The organism is Pseudactinotalea sp. Z1739 (assembly GCF_049725055.1).
Classification (GTDB): domain Bacteria; phylum Actinomycetota; class Actinomycetes; order Actinomycetales; family Beutenbergiaceae; genus CALKWS01.
Genome location: NZ_JBMPQA010000007.1, coordinates 138,666 through 152,730 on the forward strand (window position 1 = coordinate 138,666; position 14,065 = coordinate 152,730).

Consider the following 14,065-nt stretch of genomic DNA (forward strand, 5'->3'; position numbering starts at 1 on the left):
GTTGTCAAGGGCCTTCCGCGTTCGGTCCCACCCGGGTCGCGGGGTACCGTTCCCTGCATGGCACGGCGCAAGACACGCTCGGTGGCGCCGTCGGTCGCGGCGCTTCCACAGGGTCCGATCCCCACCACGTATGCCACCGTAGAACTGACCCCTGACACCGAGGATCCGAACGGTGTGCTGCTGCTGTTGGACGGGGTGCAGAGTTCCCACCTGTACCTGGACGACCCCACCCGGCTGATGTTCGAGTACATGCAGCAGATGCAGGTGGTGCTGACCCATCGATTCGGCCCGGAGGAACCGCTGAACGTGGTGCACCTGGGCGGTGCCGGATGTGCGCTCCCGCGGGCGATGGCCGCACTCTGGCCCGACTCGCGTCACCTGGTCGCGGAGATCGACGCCAAACTCGCTGAGTACGTGCGCACGTGGTTCGACCTGCCGCGCGCCCCGCGACTGCGGATCCGCGTGGCCGATGCTCGCGCGACCATCGCCTCGTTGCGCAGCGGCGGCGGCGACGCCGTGATCCGGGACACGTTCGCCGCCGGCGCCGTCCCACCACACCTGCGTACCGTGGAGTTCACCGAACTGGTGGCCGATCGGCTCAACCCGGCCGGGTGCTACCTGCTGAACCTGGCAGACAACCCCCCGCTGCCGGTGGCTCGGCGCGAAGCGGCCACCCTCGCCGAGGTGTTCGCCCACACCGCCGTGATCGCCGAGCCCGGCGTACTGCGCGGGCGTCGCTACGGCAACGTCGTCATCCTGGGCGCCAACCGCCCCTGGCCCACCGCTCAGTTGAACCGGTCGTTGCGCACCCTCGCCCCCACCGCGCGAGTACTGCACGGCCGCGACCTGCGGGACTTCATCGGCACCGCCCAGGTGTTCCGCGATCCGGTCGAGTCCGATCAGTGGCGCGCCGGGGAGGAGCCGACCCAAGCCTCCGAGTCCGCCGAGCAACGGATGCTGAGCATGCTGCCCGACACCCGCGAGGATCCGGACGGGCTGATCAGCCTGCCCTAGCGAGGTGCCGGAAAAGCCACGAGCCCGGCCGGCGCAACTGCGCCGACCGGGCTCGTGGGAGGTCTGGAATCAGACCATGCGGACGCTCTCCGCCTGCGGGCCCTTGGGGCCCTGGGTGATCTCGAACTCAACCCGCTGCGCCTCTTCGAGGGAGCGGTAGCCGTCCGACTCGATGGCCGAGTAGTGAACGAAGACGTCGTCTCCGCCACCGTCCTGGGCAATGAATCCATAGCCCTTCTCAGCGTTGAACCACTTGACGGTTCCCTGTGCCATGTTGTGCTTGTCCTTCCGGGGACGTTGGTGGGGCAAGCCGTGTGCCGGCCCCGTCTTGCCACATGCTTCGCCCCACGCCTATCTCATCCCCGACCAAGTGGTACCTGGCCCGGAATGTTGGGATTGCGCACAGGAGTGCCCACCCGGGTCGAACGTAAGTGAAACTGTAACAAGGCCAGCATGTCATGCTCTGCCGCAGAAGCGCTACCGCAACACCCGCCGAGTCCGGCTAGTGGACTATCCAGGGTTGCTGGACGGCCCCGCTCAGCCCTTGTCGTTGTCCTGGCCGGCCAGGTACTGGGAGAAGCGGGCGGCGATCTCATCGGCGCTGGGGACCTCCTCCGCCTCCACCACCGGAGTGCCCAACGCCTCGTCCCCGGTGGCCTCGGCGAAGGAGTCGAACTGTTCTTCCAGCGCCCGGACCACCGCGCCAACCTCGTCGGAGGCACCGACCTGCCGGTCGATCTCGGTCTGGATCCGCACGCCGTCGGCTTCCAGGTCACCGATCGGGAGCCCGAGACCGGTCACCCGGGTGATCTGGCGCACCAGTTCGGCGGCGGCCTGCGGATAGTCGGACTGAGCGAGGTAGTGCGGGACGTGCGCGGCGAACCCGAGGGCGTCGTGGCCGCGCCCACCCAGGCGGAACTCCAGGAGTGCCGACGCCGAACCCGGCACTCGCACCGAACTGATGTAGTTGGGGTAATCGGCCACCAACTCGGGCCGCGTCCCGTGGGCGGTCACGGTGATCGGGCGGGTGTGGGGTACCCCCATCGGGATCCCGTGCACTCCGACGGTGGTGCGCACACCGAACTCCTCGATCAGGCCGGTGATCGCGTCGATGAACAGTTCCCACTTCAGGTCCGGCTCCAGGCCGTGCAGCAGCAGCATCGCCTGACCTTCGTCGTCCCGCAGCAGGTCCAGCGTCAGGACCGGCTCGTCATAGGTGGTCCAGGCCCCGTCCTCGTACGTCATCACCGGCCGGCGGGAGCGGTAGTCCAGCAGCGCATCGACATCGAACGTCGCCACCCGGCGGGTGCTGAGTTTGGCGGTGAGGTGCTCGGCGAGCAGCGCTCCGGCGTGTCCGGCGTCGATCGAGCCCTGCAAGGCGTGCACCAGCACCGCGACCTCGCCCTCGGGCAGGTCGGTTACCTCAGTCTCGCGGGTGTACAAATCGCGCGGATCAGCAGCCATGGACGTCCTTTCCTCGTTCACCCCATACTCAACGCTTCCTGCGGTGGTCACATTCCAGCCGGCTCCGCACCGGCAGCAGGGGTGCACCACACCCCAGGGTAGAGGCATAATGAACGGTCGCCCGGTTCCCCACGCCTTCCGAGCCGCTGGAGCCCCGGCGTACCGGCCACGATCACCGCAGCGGAGTACCAACCTATTGTGACCAGCCCTGAAGTCGGCCCACGCAACGCCCTGGAGGTCGAGCAGTCCTACGTCGACCTCGTCTACGCCCGCCTGGACGAACTACGCGCGGGCGCCCGGAAGCGGTTGGCCAAGATACGCCGTGAGGGACCCAGCGGATCTCCGCAGAACCGGTCCGAACGGGATGCCTTCGCGACCATGTACGAGGACCGGGTGGCCGCGCTGGACGCGGTCGAGGACCGCCTGGTGTTCGGACGGCTGGACCTGCGCGACGGCGATCGGCGGTACGTGGGCCGGATCGGTATCTCCGACGCCGAGCACTCCCCCGTGCTCACCGACTGGCGGGCACCGGCGGCACGTGCCTTCTACCAGGCCACCGCGCACGCTCCCGGGGACGTGACGCTGCGCCGGCACCTGCAAACCAGGCATCGCCAGGTGGTGGCGATCGAGGACGACGTTCTCGACCTCGATGCACTTGACCCGGACACCCAGGTGCAACTGGCCGGCGAGGGTGCGCTGATGGCCGCACTGAAGGCCTCCCGCACCGGACGGATGGGTGACATCGTCGCCACGATCCAGGCCGAGCAGGATGCGATCATCCGCTCCGACCTGGGCGGCGTATTGGTGGTCCAGGGCGGCCCGGGCACCGGCAAGACCGCTGTGGCCCTGCACCGGGCGGCCTATCTGCTGTACTCCCACCGGGAACGCCTGGAACGCTCCGGCGTTCTGCTCATCGGCCCGAGCCGGGTGTTCCTGCGCTATATCGAACAGGTGCTGCCAGCCCTGGGCGAGACCGGGGTGGTCTCCTCGACGCTGGGTGATCTGATTCCTGGGATCAGTGCCACCGCCACCGAGGAACCGCGGGTGGCCAGGATCAAGGGGCGCCGCGCATGGGCCGGGATCATCTCCCGGGCGGTCAGGGCCAAGCAGCGGGTGCTGGGGCCCCAGGAACTCAAGGTGGGATCGGTGGTGCTGCAGTTGCGGCCGGATGAGGTGCGGGAGGCTCAGGCCCGCGCCCGACGGTCCGGGCACCCGCACAACCGGGCCCGGGTCACGTTCGTCCGCGCGATGCTGACCGCACTGGCTACCCAGTACCTGGAGCAGATCGGCGGCGCCGGGGAGGATCCGGCCGAGGTGGTCGAGGAGATCCGCAGTGCCCGGGACGTGCGGGTAGCGTTGAACCTGTGCTGGCTGCCACTGACGGCTACCGGCCTGGTGGCCGAGTTGTTCGCCAAACCCCACAAACTCGAAGCCGTGGCCGGACGGATGCCGGCGGCCGACCGCGAGGCCCTGGTGCGGCCGGTCGGGTCGGAGTGGACGACGGCGGACATCCCCCTGATCGACGAGGCCGCCGAGCTCATCGGTTCCGATGACGAGACCGAGCGCGCCCAGGCGCGCATGGAGGCCGCGCGCCGGGAGCAGGAGGTCGCCTACGCCCGGGAGGTTCTCGCCTCGGTCGGCAGCAGTGACGATCCCGTCACTGCCCGCGATCTGGTGTCGGCGGAGACCTTCGCGGGACGGTTCGCTGAGTCGGGGCCACAGTTGACCACCGCCGAGCGCGCCTACCGGGACCGGTCCTGGACCTACGGGCACATCGTGATCGATGAGGCACAGGAGCTCTCGGAGATGGCCTGGCGGGCGCTGCTGCGGCGCTGCCCCAGCCGGTCCATGACGGTGGTCGGCGACGTCGCACAGACCTCCTCCCCCGCCGGTACCCGCGAGTGGTCCCAGCGCCTGGACACGATGCTCCGCCGGGACTGGCGGGTCGCCGAACTGACTGTGAACTACCGCACGCCGGCCTCGGTGATGCGGGCGGCCCGGGCTGCTGTGACCGCCGCCGATCCGAAGCACCCGCCGGCACCCCTGCAATCGGCCCGCGAGGTCCCCGACGCACTGGTCCTGACCGCAGCGGACAGCCTCGGTGAGACTGTGGCGGCGGTGCTGGAGGACGAAGTGGCCGCCGTGGGCGACGGCACCGTGGCCGTCATCACCGCGACAGCCCGCCAGGATGAACTGAGCAGGATGCTGGACATCCCGGCCGGACCGGTGGACCTGGCCGCCCAAGTGGTGCTGCTGGATCCGGCCGGGGCCAAGGGACTGGAGTTCGATCGAGTGATCGTGGCCGAGCCCGCGGCGATCCTGGCCGAGGGCGAGCCCGCGGATCTCTACGTGGCGATGACGCGGCCCACCCAGCGTCTGCACGTGGTGCACGCCGAGGAACTGCCGGCCGGTTTCGCAGCCGCACTGGACCAGCCGATGTCCGACAGGTGAGACGCCTGGCTACCGGCGAGGAAGAAGAAGGACGATGAGCACCGTGGTCAAGGCACTGCTCCTGGAGAACATCCATCCCCTGGCACTCGATCTACTCGAGGGATCCGGCGCGGACGTCTCCACCGTGCCCGGTTCCCTGGACGAGGACGAACTGATCGAGGCCCTGGCAGGTGTGTCCGTCCTGGGCATCCGGTCCAAGACCAACGTCACCGAACGCGTCCTGTCGCGGAGTCCGGACCTACAGGCGATCGGCGCCTTCTGCATCGGCACCAACCAGATCGATCTGGATGCCGCCGTCCACCACGGGGTGGCCGCCTTCAACGCCCCGTTCTCCAACACCCGCTCGGTCGTGGAACTGGCCCTGGCCGAGATCATCGCGCTCACCAGGCGGTTGACCGAGAAGGACAAGTCACTGCACGCGGGCCTGTGGGACAAGTCCGCCAACGGTGCGCACGAGGTGCGTGGGCGCACGCTGGGCATCGTGGGGTACGGCAACATCGGCACCCAACTCTCGGTCGTCGCCGAGGCCCTGGGGATGCGGGTGGTCTTTTACGACAACGCCGAGAAACTCGCCCTCGGCAACGCCCGCCGCATGCCGGATCTGGACTCCCTGCTGGAGGTCTCCGATGTGGTCACCCTGCATGTCGACGGCCGGGCCGGGAACGCCGGGATGTTCGGGCCGGCGCAGTTCGCCAGGATGAAGCATGGTGCCATCTTCCTCAACCTCTCCCGCGGGTTCCTGGTGGACTACGCCCACCTGCGCGATGCGATCAGGGCCGGGGATCTGGCCGGCGCCGCGGTGGATGTCTTCCCTGACGAGCCCAAGCGCAACGGCGACCCGTTCGAATCCGAATTGCGTGGGCTGCCCAACGTGATCCTGACCCCGCACGTGGGCGGATCCACCGAGGAGGCGCAGCAGGACATCGGGGTGTTCGTGGCCGGAAAACTCCGCGACTACATGCGCTCGGGCTCCACAGCCCTGAGCGTGAACCTGCCCAGGCTCACGTTGGACACGCCCGGGCCGGGCCGCCAGCGCATCGCCCACCTGCACCGGAACGTGCCCGGCGTGCTGGCCGCGGTGAACCAGGCGTTGTCCTCCGGTGGGGCGAACATCGATTCCCAGATGCTCGCCACCACCGGTGACGTGGGTTACTCGGTGACCGACATCAGCGGCACCCTGCCGCGGCAGGCAAGGGACCACCTTCGTGAGATCGAGGGCACCATCAGTGTCCGCGAGCTCAACGGGTCGGTCTAGGCTCGCTTCGGACCGGGCGCCGAGCGAGGAACTCAGCCGGTCTTACGCGGCCGGAATGTCCGCTTGGGCTCGCCGACCACCTCCGGCCCGTGCACCGAACCGGTGTTCCGGACTCCATCTGCGGTGGGGTGGTCACCCGCGTTCTTGCGATCGAGCGCCTCGCGCATCTTCGCCTTGGCATCGGCCATCGGCCGATCGGGACCTTCGGATCCGTTCTTCTTCGATGACATCAACAGTCCTCCCTGAACTCACCACGGACCGGGACCGCGTCCCGGGTGGCTCATCCTCAACCTTGCCGGGTCCGGCGCGAACACGCCAGCGGATAAACCCCGGCCATGCACCCTCAGGCGTACTGCTCCGAGGCAGGATTGCGGTCCAACTTCAGCGCGGTGATCGCGGCCTCGAAGTCCTCGAGGGAGGTGAAGTTCTGGTAGACGCTGGCAAAGCGCAGGTACGCCACCTCGTCCAGCGCCCGCAGCGGCCCCAAGGTCGCCAATCCGACCTCGTGGGAGTCGATCTCGGCCACGCCGGTGGCGCGGATGGACTCCTCCACCTGCTGGGCCAGCAGCGCCAGGTCATCGGCGGAGACCGGGCGACCCTGACACGCCTTGCTCACACCGGCCACGACCTTCTCCCGGCTGAACGGCTCCATCGCCCCCGATCGCTTGATCACCGTGAGGCTGGTGCTCTCCACCGTGGTGAAGCGGCGCGAGCACTCGGGACAGTGCCGGCGGCGGCGGATACTGCCGCCGTCGTCGGCGGTGCGGGAGTCCACCACCCGCGAGTCGGGGTTACGGCAGTACGGACAATGCATCGGCGCGTCCCTTCCCGGCTTGGTGACGGCGTGCTCGGTGCACACACAATGCCACATCTGGCTTCCGGTGTGGGACGTCGCCCTCCAGCGGGTTCCTCAGCCCTGCGGGACGCTCAACTCCTGACCGGCGTGCACGGTGGAGCGCTCCAGCCCGTTCATGCCGCGGATGGTCTCCACCACCTGGCGCACGTCCTGCCCCGGATCGGCGATCTCACTCGCGATCACCCACAGGCTCTCGCCCGGCTGGACCACCACGGTGGAGACCTCTGCCGGCGTCTGCGCCTCCGGCGCCAGCAGGGTGCCGAGCCCGCCGCCCACGGCGATCGCCAGCGCGAAGCCAAGCGCGACCAGCACCCGCCGTCCGCGGGTGGTCAGCCGCAGGGGGGCGTGTTCGCGCGCCCTGGCCGGGCGCACCGGCGCCGCCGGACGAACCGGTACCGCCGGGCGAACCGGTGCCGTCACCAGGGGCGTCACGGGACGGGTCCGGCCGCCCGAGCCCTCGGTCTGCTGGGGTACGAGGGCCCGCGGCACGTCGCTCTGCGGCGCAGCCTTCGGGGCCTCCGGGGCCGGAGCCGCTCCGGGCGCCGAGAAGACTGCGGGAACCACGCTGAGGTGACAGGTCGAGTTACGTGCAGGGCCGGCGTGCCCGCAGGGGCGCGTCCGCGACCGCCGCAGGGCGGCCCGCCGGGTCGAGGGGCTGGGGTGGATCGCCAGTGCACTCATCGGATTACTCCTCGGGCCACGTCCGGGACCGGCAACCGACCGACCCTCGAACTGATGTTCTGCGAACACATGTATGGACAGTAACACAGCCGTTCGATAGAGTCGACACGCCAGTCGAACAGATGTTTCCTGTTCGGCGCCGTAACGCCTAGGCTTGGGAACGTCATGGGGAACACCCCACCACCGACCCCTGACATCGCGGTGACGGGACCATGGCAGAGCCGCTCGCAACCGCACCGAACCGCAGGAGGACACGATGGCCGAGGGACCCAAGGACACCAGCCGGCAGCACCCGGACCAGACCGGCCACTCCCCCGGTCTGACCGTCCGGCAACAGCGGATCATGGACTCGATCCGCACCAACATCGAGACCAAGGGGTACCCGCCGACGATGCGCGAGATCGGCACCGCCGTGGGCCTGGCCAGCCCGTCATCGGTGAAGTACCAGCTCCAGGTCCTGGAGGAGAAGGGGTACCTGCGCCGGGACCCGATCTCCACCCGCGCGATCGAGATCCTGGATCCCCACGGCACTGCGCCGGCGCAAGAGAGCCCGGCACCGGCTTCGGCCCGCGGCCCGAAACAGTTCTTCAGCACCGACTCCGATGAGCAGGTGGACGCCTCGCCCAGTTACGTCCCGGTGGTCGGGCGGATCGCGGCGGGCGGCCCTGTGCTGGCCGAGCAGTCGGTGGAGGACGTCTTCCCGCTGCCGCGCCAATTGGTCGGCGACGGCGACCTGTTCCTGCTCAGGGTCACCGGCGACTCGATGATCGACGCCGCGATCTGCGACGGCGACTTCGTCGTGGTGCGTCAGCAGCCGGTGGCCGAGAACGGTGAGATCGTCGCGGCGATGATCGACGGTGAGGCCACGGTCAAGACGCTCAAGCACACCGAGGGCGAGGTCTGGCTGATGCCGGCCAACTCCGCCTACTCCCCGATCGAGGGATCCGACGCCCAGATCCTGGGCCGGGTGGTCAGCGTCCTGCGCTCGGTGTGACCCGCCCGTCCGGTCCGATCCGCAGGCACACCTCGTCGTCGTAGGTGCGTCGCTCGATCCGGAGCACCCGGTACTGCGAGTCCAGGACCGGGAAGGCGTGGATCGGTTGCAGCGTCAACCGCGCTCCGGTCCCGGTGCGCTCGAGGTTGATGTCCAGGTAGCCGTAGTGCTTGCCACCCTCACGCAGCACCGGGTTGCCGTCGCCGGCCACCTCCCAGCGCTCCGGAGCGTCCTGGTCGGCCGTCCAGGCCCGGTGCGGGTTGTACCGCAGGAGTTCCCCATCACCCCCTCGCAGTTCGCCACCCAGGCTGTCCCCGGCCACACCGACGTCGTAGTAGAGCACCCCGGGTGAGCCTTCGTCGCCGTCGGGCACCACCGAGCGCTCGAACAGTTCACTGTGCCCGCAGAGCACCGCGGCCACGCCGAATTCACTGAACATCCGATGGAACCTGCGCATCGGGGTTCCGCCCTGGCCGGTAGAGAACTCGTGATCCATCGGTAGGCCGTGCGCACCGCTGGAGTAGGGCACGTGGTGGAACTGGACCAGGATGATCCGGCCCTGCGCCCGGGCGTCGGCCAGATTCTCTTCGGCCCAGCGCCACTGCGGCCTGCCGGGGGCGATGTCGTTCAGGTCCGTGCCACCGGCGGCGGTGTACTCCGTTGCGGTGAAGTGGTCCTGGGTATCGGTGCCCGGGCCCCGGTAGGCCCGCCCGGTGAGGGGCCGGGCGTAACGGGACCGATGGTCGTCGGGCTCCCCGTTCGAGGAGTCCAGCGTCAGGATCGTGAGTGGTCCGTGGTCGAGGCGGTAGTAGCCCCGGCCCCGCGCCCCGTCCGGGCCCGGGAAGTGGGCGTGGTACTTGGCCCGGGCCCGCACCACCGGGGAACGGTCCGACGGCGTGCCGTACAGGCCGTTGCGGGCGCCGAAGTTCTCCCAGTTTCCCAGCGCAGGCAGGAGCGGTGCCCGCGAGAGCAGGCCCGAGGGGGCGTTGATCGTGAAGAACTCATCCCAGGCGGGCTGGTATCCCCCGCCGCCGACCAGGTCACCGGGATGCAAGATGAGGTCCGCCTCCTCCTGGGCGATCATGCTCACCACCGCCCGGTAGCCCTCCGCCTTGGTGAGCGGGTAGCGCAGGACGGGCCGGCCGGCAGTGTGCTCCGCCACGCCGAAGGCCTCCCGCCACAAACCGTGCGGGTCGGGACGGGACTCCCCGCCGGGGCCGGCCGGCCAGGAGCGATGCGTCACCCGCCCAGCCGGAGCGGTCTCGGAGTCCGACAGCGCCACCAGATGGATCTGCTGCCAGGACCCGTCGGTGGGAGCGGTGCGGAAGGCGGCACGGTACTGCTCGCCATCCTGGGTGACCGCGTAGGTGTACCGCGTGTGTGGCCGCAAGCCGGTCAGGACGACGACGTGGCGGACGTTCCCGTCCGGGTACAGCCAGGAGCCGGGCGCCAGACCCTCGATGAGTTCGGTGCGCTCAGCCTCGGTAGGGCTCAGCACGTCGAGGGCCTCGGGTCGGGACGTGACCGGCCCGGGCGCGCCCGGGCCGGTCACAACGACTTCTCCGGGTTCATCGGTGTGGGAGAACCAGATGATCGTCATGCCGGTGCTGCTCGGTGCGTGCAGGTAGGGCCGGACGCGGAAACCGGACGTCATGCCGGTGCGTCCCCACCACCGGACAGCCTGCGCAGCGCGGCCCGGACCAGGTCACCGTCGGTGGTGGGCCACAGCGGCGGGAGCGACTTGGCCAGGAAACTGCCGTAGCGCGCCGTTCGCAGCCGGGGGTCGAGCACGGCCACCACGCCACGATCGGCCACCCCACGCACCAGCCGGCCCGCGCCCTGAGCCAGCAGCAGAGCCGCGTGGCTGGCAGCCACCGTCATGAAGCCGTTGCCACCTCCGGCAGCCACCACCTCCTGGCGCGCCTGGCGGATCGGGTCATCGGGGCGCGGGAACGGGATCCGGTCGATGACCACCAACTGGCATGCCTCCCCCGGCACGTCCACGCCCTGCCACAGCGACAGTGTGCCGAACAGGGAGGTGGCGGGTTCGGCGGAGAACCGGCGCACCAGGGCCGGGATCGAGTCCTCGCCCTGTAACAGGATCTCGGTGTCCAGCCGCTCCCGCAGCGCCTCGGCCGCAGCCTGCGCACCGCGTCGGGAGGAGAACAGCCCGAGGGTGCGCCCGCCGGCGGCCTCGATCAGTCCGGCGAGTTCGTCCAGGGCCTCCTGGGCCGTGCCGTCACGGCCCGGCGGCGGCAGGTGCGAGGCCACGTAGAGGATGCCCTGCTTGCCGTAGTCGAACGGGGAGGACACCTGCACGGCCCGGTGGGGCCCGAAGCCCATCCCGACGCTGCGCACGGCGTGGTCGAAGGTACCACCGAGGGTGAGGGTGGCCGAGGTGAGCACCGCGGCCCGCTCGGCGAAGAGTTCGGAGGCGATCGGGCCGGCCACGTCCAGCGGTGCGATCTTCAGCCGCGAACCCTCCCCCGGTGCGCGCCCGCGCTCGCACCAGAGCACGTCGATCCGCTCCGCCACACTGTCGGAGAGCAGGCGTTCGGCGATCTCGAACAGCACCAGCAGCGCCGACGTCGCCATGGCTCGGCCACCGGCTTCCTCGGCCTTGCCCTGGCCCTGGGTCTGCTCGCTGCGCACCGCCGTCATCGCCTCCCGGCACGCCTCGGCGATGGAGCGCACCGTGGGCACCAGTTCGGCCGGCAGGCCCTGGGGCAGGCGGCCCTCGGGCACCAGACCAAGGTTGGTGCGCAGATGTGTGGCGGCATCCTCCAGGGCGGACAGCGCGATCCCGGCGTGGCGGCGGGCGAGCCGGGCGGTGCGTTCCACGGACGCGGCGGACAACTCCACCGTGGCCTGGGCGGTGACCCGGTCTGCGAGTTCATGCGCCTCGTCCACGATGAGCACCTGGTGTTCGGGCAGCACCTTCGGGGAACCCGAGGCGGCGATCCCCAGCATCGCGTGGTTGGTCACCACCAGGTCCGCCTCACGGGCGGCGCGGCGGGCGTGTTCGGGGAAGCAGTCGTTCAGCAGCGGGCAGCGTTGCCCCAGGCACTCCAGGGAGGTGAGGGAAACCTGCCGCCAGGCCCGGTCGCTGACCCCGGGCACCAGATCGTCACGGTCCCCGGTGCTGGTCTCCTCGGCCCACCTGCGCAACCGCAGCACCTGTCCGCCCAGGGAGTCGTCCTGGCCCTCGGGGTGCTCCTCGGCGGCCGAGGGGGCCGCGGCTGCGGCGTCGAAGAGGGTGCCCTCGTCGTCGGCCGGGTAGCCGCCAGCCACCTTGTGCAGGCACAGGTAGTTGTGCCAGCCCTTCAGCAGCGCCACCTGGGGCTCCCGGGGCAGGTGCCGCCGTAGGGACTCCGCGGCAAGCGGCAGGTCGTGTCCGAGCACCTGGCGCTGCAGGGCCAGGGTGGCGGTGGAGACGATGGTCCGTTCCTCGTTGCCGACCGCGTGCAGCAGCGCCGGGATCAGGTACGCCAACGACTTACCGGTGCCGGTGCCTGCCTGGACGAGGAGGTGCTCGGCGCCGGCCAGCGCGGCGGCCACCTCGGTGGCCATCTGGTGCTGGCCCTCCCGGCGGGCGCCGCCCATCGCCGCGATGACCTCATCGAGCACGGAATCCAGGTGCGATGGCGGATCGGGACGACTCACGTCGTCGTCGGTTGGAACGGTACCGCCCGCGTCGCTGCCGGCGTCGTCGGGGCTCATCCTCCGACGGCAGCATCCAGGTCTGCCGCCAGCGCCCCGTCGACCCGTGCGTGCAGCCGGGTCCCGTCCTCGGTGTGTTCGGTACTGATCACCTCTCCGGCCACGTGGGCCCGGTGCACCAGATCGCCGCGCCCATAGGGCACCAGCACGTCCACCTCCACCGCCGGGCGGGGAAGTTCGGAGGCGATGTGTTCGCGCAGTTCCCCGATGCCCGCGCCGGTGCGCGCGGAGACGGCGACGGCGCTGGGCTCGCGGGTGCGTAGCGCGGCGATGGTCTCGGCATCGGCGAGGTCGGCCTTGTTCAGCACCACGAGTTCGGGGATCTCCGAACTGCCCTCGATCTCCCGCAGCACATCGCGCACCGCGGCGATCTGACCAGCGGGATCGGGGTGGGAAGCGTCCACGACGTGCACGATCACGTCGGCCTCGGCAACCTCCTCCAGCGTGGAGCGGAAAGCCTCGACGAGCTGGGTGGGCAGGCTCCGCACGAACCCGACGGTGTCGGCCAGGGTGTAGGTGCGCCCGTCCGGGGTCTCGGTGCGCCGCACGGTGGGGTCCAGGGTGGCGAACAACTGGTTCTGCACCAGCACACCCGCGTCCGTGAGGCGGTTCAGCAACGAGGACTTGCCGGCGTTGGTGTACCCCACGATCGCCACCGAGGGCACCGCACCGGCACGGCGGGAGCGGCGCCGCCCGGCCCGGGCCGGGGCCATCTGGGCGATCTGCCGCCGAAGCCGGGCCATCCGGGTGCGGATCCGCCGACGGTCCAACTCGATCTGGGTCTCCCCGGGTCCGCGCGAGCCGATACCGGCGCCCCCGGCCGTCTGCCCACCGGCCTGCCGGGACATCGACTCACCCCACCCGCGCAGGCGCGGCAGCAGGTACTCCAGTTGGGCCAGTTCCACCTGTGCCTTGCCCTCCCGGGACTTGGCGTGCTGGGCGAAGATGTCCAGGATCAGCGCCGTGCGGTCGATCACCTTGACCTTGACCACGTCCTCCAGGCCACGGCGCTGGGACGGGCCCAGTTCGGAGTCCACGATCACGGTGTCGGCGCCGGTGGCGTGCACCAGTTCGGCGAGTTCGGCCGCCTTGCCCGAGCCGAGGTAGGTGCCCGGTTCAGGATGACGACGACGCTGCAGCACTCCATCGAGCACCTGCGATCCGGCCGTCTCGGCCAGGGCGGCCAACTCCCGCAGCGAGACCTCGGCCTGCTCCACGGTGCCCTCGGACCACAGGCCCACCAGGATCACCCGCTCCAGGCGCAGCGAGCGGTACTCCACCTCGGTGACGTCGTCGAGCTCTGTGGACAGCCCGGCTACGCGGTTCAGCGCGGCACGTTCCTCCGCGTCGAACTGGTCACCGTCGTGCGCACCGGGCGCGGCGTCGTCGGCCTGGATGGCGGTGCCGTGGCGAGCCAGGATGCGGTTCACCACGGCTTGGGCGCGATCCTCGACGTCATCGGTGGGCGAGCTGTTCGTGGCGTGGGTAGGTTCATCTGCCACTGGGCGGTCCTGCGAGGGGGTGTTGGTCATCGTGTCCTGTCGTCGCGGTCCCGGTGGGCTGGGGACATCGGGTCGCGCCAGGGCCGGGGAATCTGTCGGTTCCACTTTCCCACGCTCATGCCGGGGTT

Annotated in this window: 12 protein-coding genes; 4 read left to right on the forward strand and 8 right to left on the reverse strand. The window is 70.1% G+C overall.

From position 1 onward, the window contains the following. The first annotated feature begins 57 nt into the window (after nt 1–57). The gene (locus ACO0LV_RS11000) at nt 58–1,014 is read left to right on the forward strand and encodes a spermidine synthase (RefSeq protein ID WP_424787943.1); all 957 of its coding nucleotides are present in this window, start codon (nt 58–60) and stop codon (nt 1,012–1,014) included. Nucleotides 1,015–1,083: 69 nt separating this feature from the next. On the opposite strand, the gene ACO0LV_RS11005 is transcribed toward ACO0LV_RS11000, so the two are convergent. Both ACO0LV_RS11005 and ACO0LV_RS11010 read right to left on the reverse strand, forming a co-directional pair. After that, entirely contained in the window at nt 1,084–1,287 is a 204-nt protein-coding gene (locus tag ACO0LV_RS11005; RefSeq protein ID WP_424787944.1) for a cold-shock protein, read from the reverse strand. A 264-nt stretch (nt 1,288–1,551) separates the two neighbouring features. Further along, nucleotides 1,552–2,478, reverse strand: a complete 927-nt coding sequence (locus tag ACO0LV_RS11010) for a proteasome assembly chaperone family protein (RefSeq protein ID WP_424787945.1) — start codon at nt 2,476–2,478, stop codon at nt 1,552–1,554. Between the two features lie 198 nt (nt 2,479–2,676). Here ACO0LV_RS11010 and ACO0LV_RS11015 point away from each other — a divergent pair, with 198 nt between their 5' ends. Next, on the forward strand, nt 2,677–4,929 hold the full coding sequence (locus ACO0LV_RS11015; RefSeq protein ID WP_424787946.1) for a HelD family protein: 2,253 nt from the start codon (nt 2,677–2,679) through the stop codon (nt 4,927–4,929). A 43-nt stretch (nt 4,930–4,972) separates the two neighbouring features. After that, the gene (gene serA / locus ACO0LV_RS11020) at nt 4,973–6,184 is read left to right on the forward strand and encodes a phosphoglycerate dehydrogenase (RefSeq protein WP_424788016.1); all 1,212 of its coding nucleotides are present in this window, start codon (nt 4,973–4,975) and stop codon (nt 6,182–6,184) included. Nucleotides 6,185–6,216: 32 nt separating this feature from the next. Here the strand turns inward: serA and ACO0LV_RS11025 are convergent, their stop codons facing one another. The 3 genes from ACO0LV_RS11025 to ACO0LV_RS11035 form a co-directional block, all read right to left on the reverse strand. Further along, entirely contained in the window at nt 6,217–6,414 is a 198-nt protein-coding gene (locus ACO0LV_RS11025) for a DUF5302 domain-containing protein (RefSeq protein ID WP_424787947.1), read from the reverse strand. A 113-nt stretch (nt 6,415–6,527) separates the two neighbouring features. After that, nucleotides 6,528–6,998, reverse strand: coding sequence for a transcriptional regulator NrdR (nrdR, locus tag ACO0LV_RS11030; RefSeq protein WP_424787948.1), 471 nt, complete (start codon nt 6,996–6,998; stop codon nt 6,528–6,530). 96 nt (nt 6,999–7,094) lie between these two features. Beyond that, nucleotides 7,095–7,604, reverse strand: a complete 510-nt coding sequence (locus tag ACO0LV_RS11035) for a LysM peptidoglycan-binding domain-containing protein (protein WP_424787949.1) — start codon at nt 7,602–7,604, stop codon at nt 7,095–7,097. A gap of 373 nt (nt 7,605–7,977) precedes the next feature. Here ACO0LV_RS11035 and lexA point away from each other — a divergent pair, with 373 nt between their 5' ends. Continuing rightward, on the forward strand, nt 7,978–8,715 hold the full coding sequence (gene lexA / locus ACO0LV_RS11040; RefSeq protein WP_424787950.1) for a transcriptional repressor LexA: 738 nt from the start codon (nt 7,978–7,980) through the stop codon (nt 8,713–8,715). Here the strand turns inward: lexA and ACO0LV_RS11045 are convergent. Genes ACO0LV_RS11045 through hflX form a run of 3 tightly spaced genes read right to left on the reverse strand, consistent with a single transcriptional unit; the run spans nt 8,693 to nt 13,967 of the window. Next, entirely contained in the window at nt 8,693–10,369 is a 1,677-nt protein-coding gene (locus ACO0LV_RS11045; protein WP_424787951.1) for a metallophosphoesterase family protein, read from the reverse strand. The genes lexA and ACO0LV_RS11045 overlap by 23 nt on opposite strands. After that, a complete protein-coding gene (locus tag ACO0LV_RS11050; protein WP_424787952.1) occupies nt 10,366–12,435 on the reverse strand; it encodes an ATP-dependent DNA helicase in 2,070 nt (689 codons plus the stop codon). The genes ACO0LV_RS11045 and ACO0LV_RS11050 overlap by 4 nt, the downstream gene beginning before the upstream one ends. Next, nucleotides 12,432–13,967: a GTPase HflX gene (hflX, locus tag ACO0LV_RS11055; RefSeq protein ID WP_424787953.1), complete on the reverse strand. Its 1,536-nt coding sequence runs from the start codon at nt 13,965–13,967 to the stop codon at nt 12,432–12,434. The genes ACO0LV_RS11050 and hflX overlap by 4 nt, the downstream gene beginning before the upstream one ends. Nucleotides 13,968–14,065: the final 98 nt, after the last annotated feature.

What these genes read in the sequence shown, in the direction of transcription:
- ACO0LV_RS11000 (WP_424787943.1), top strand. Translation starts at nt 58, where the DNA reads ATGGCACGGCGCAAGACACGCTCGGTGGCGCCGTCGGTCGCGGCGCTT.
- ACO0LV_RS11005 (WP_424787944.1), bottom strand. Translation starts at nt 1,287, where the DNA reads ATGGCACAGGGAACCGTCAAGTGGTTCAACGCTGAGAAGGGCTATGGA.
- ACO0LV_RS11010 (WP_424787945.1), bottom strand. Translation starts at nt 2,478, where the DNA reads ATGGCTGCTGATCCGCGCGATTTGTACACCCGCGAGACTGAGGTAACC.
- ACO0LV_RS11025 (WP_424787947.1), bottom strand. Translation starts at nt 6,414, where the DNA reads ATGTCATCGAAGAAGAACGGATCCGAAGGTCCCGATCGGCCGATGGCC.
- nrdR (WP_424787948.1), bottom strand. Translation starts at nt 6,998, where the DNA reads ATGCATTGTCCGTACTGCCGTAACCCCGACTCGCGGGTGGTGGACTCC.
- lexA (WP_424787950.1), top strand. Translation starts at nt 7,978, where the DNA reads ATGGCCGAGGGACCCAAGGACACCAGCCGGCAGCACCCGGACCAGACC.
- ACO0LV_RS11045 (WP_424787951.1), bottom strand. Translation starts at nt 10,369, where the DNA reads ATGACGTCCGGTTTCCGCGTCCGGCCCTACCTGCACGCACCGAGCAGC.
- ACO0LV_RS11050 (WP_424787952.1), bottom strand. Translation starts at nt 12,435, where the DNA reads ATGAGCCCCGACGACGCCGGCAGCGACGCGGGCGGTACCGTTCCAACC.
- hflX (WP_424787953.1), bottom strand. Translation starts at nt 13,967, where the DNA reads ATGACCAACACCCCCTCGCAGGACCGCCCAGTGGCAGATGAACCTACC.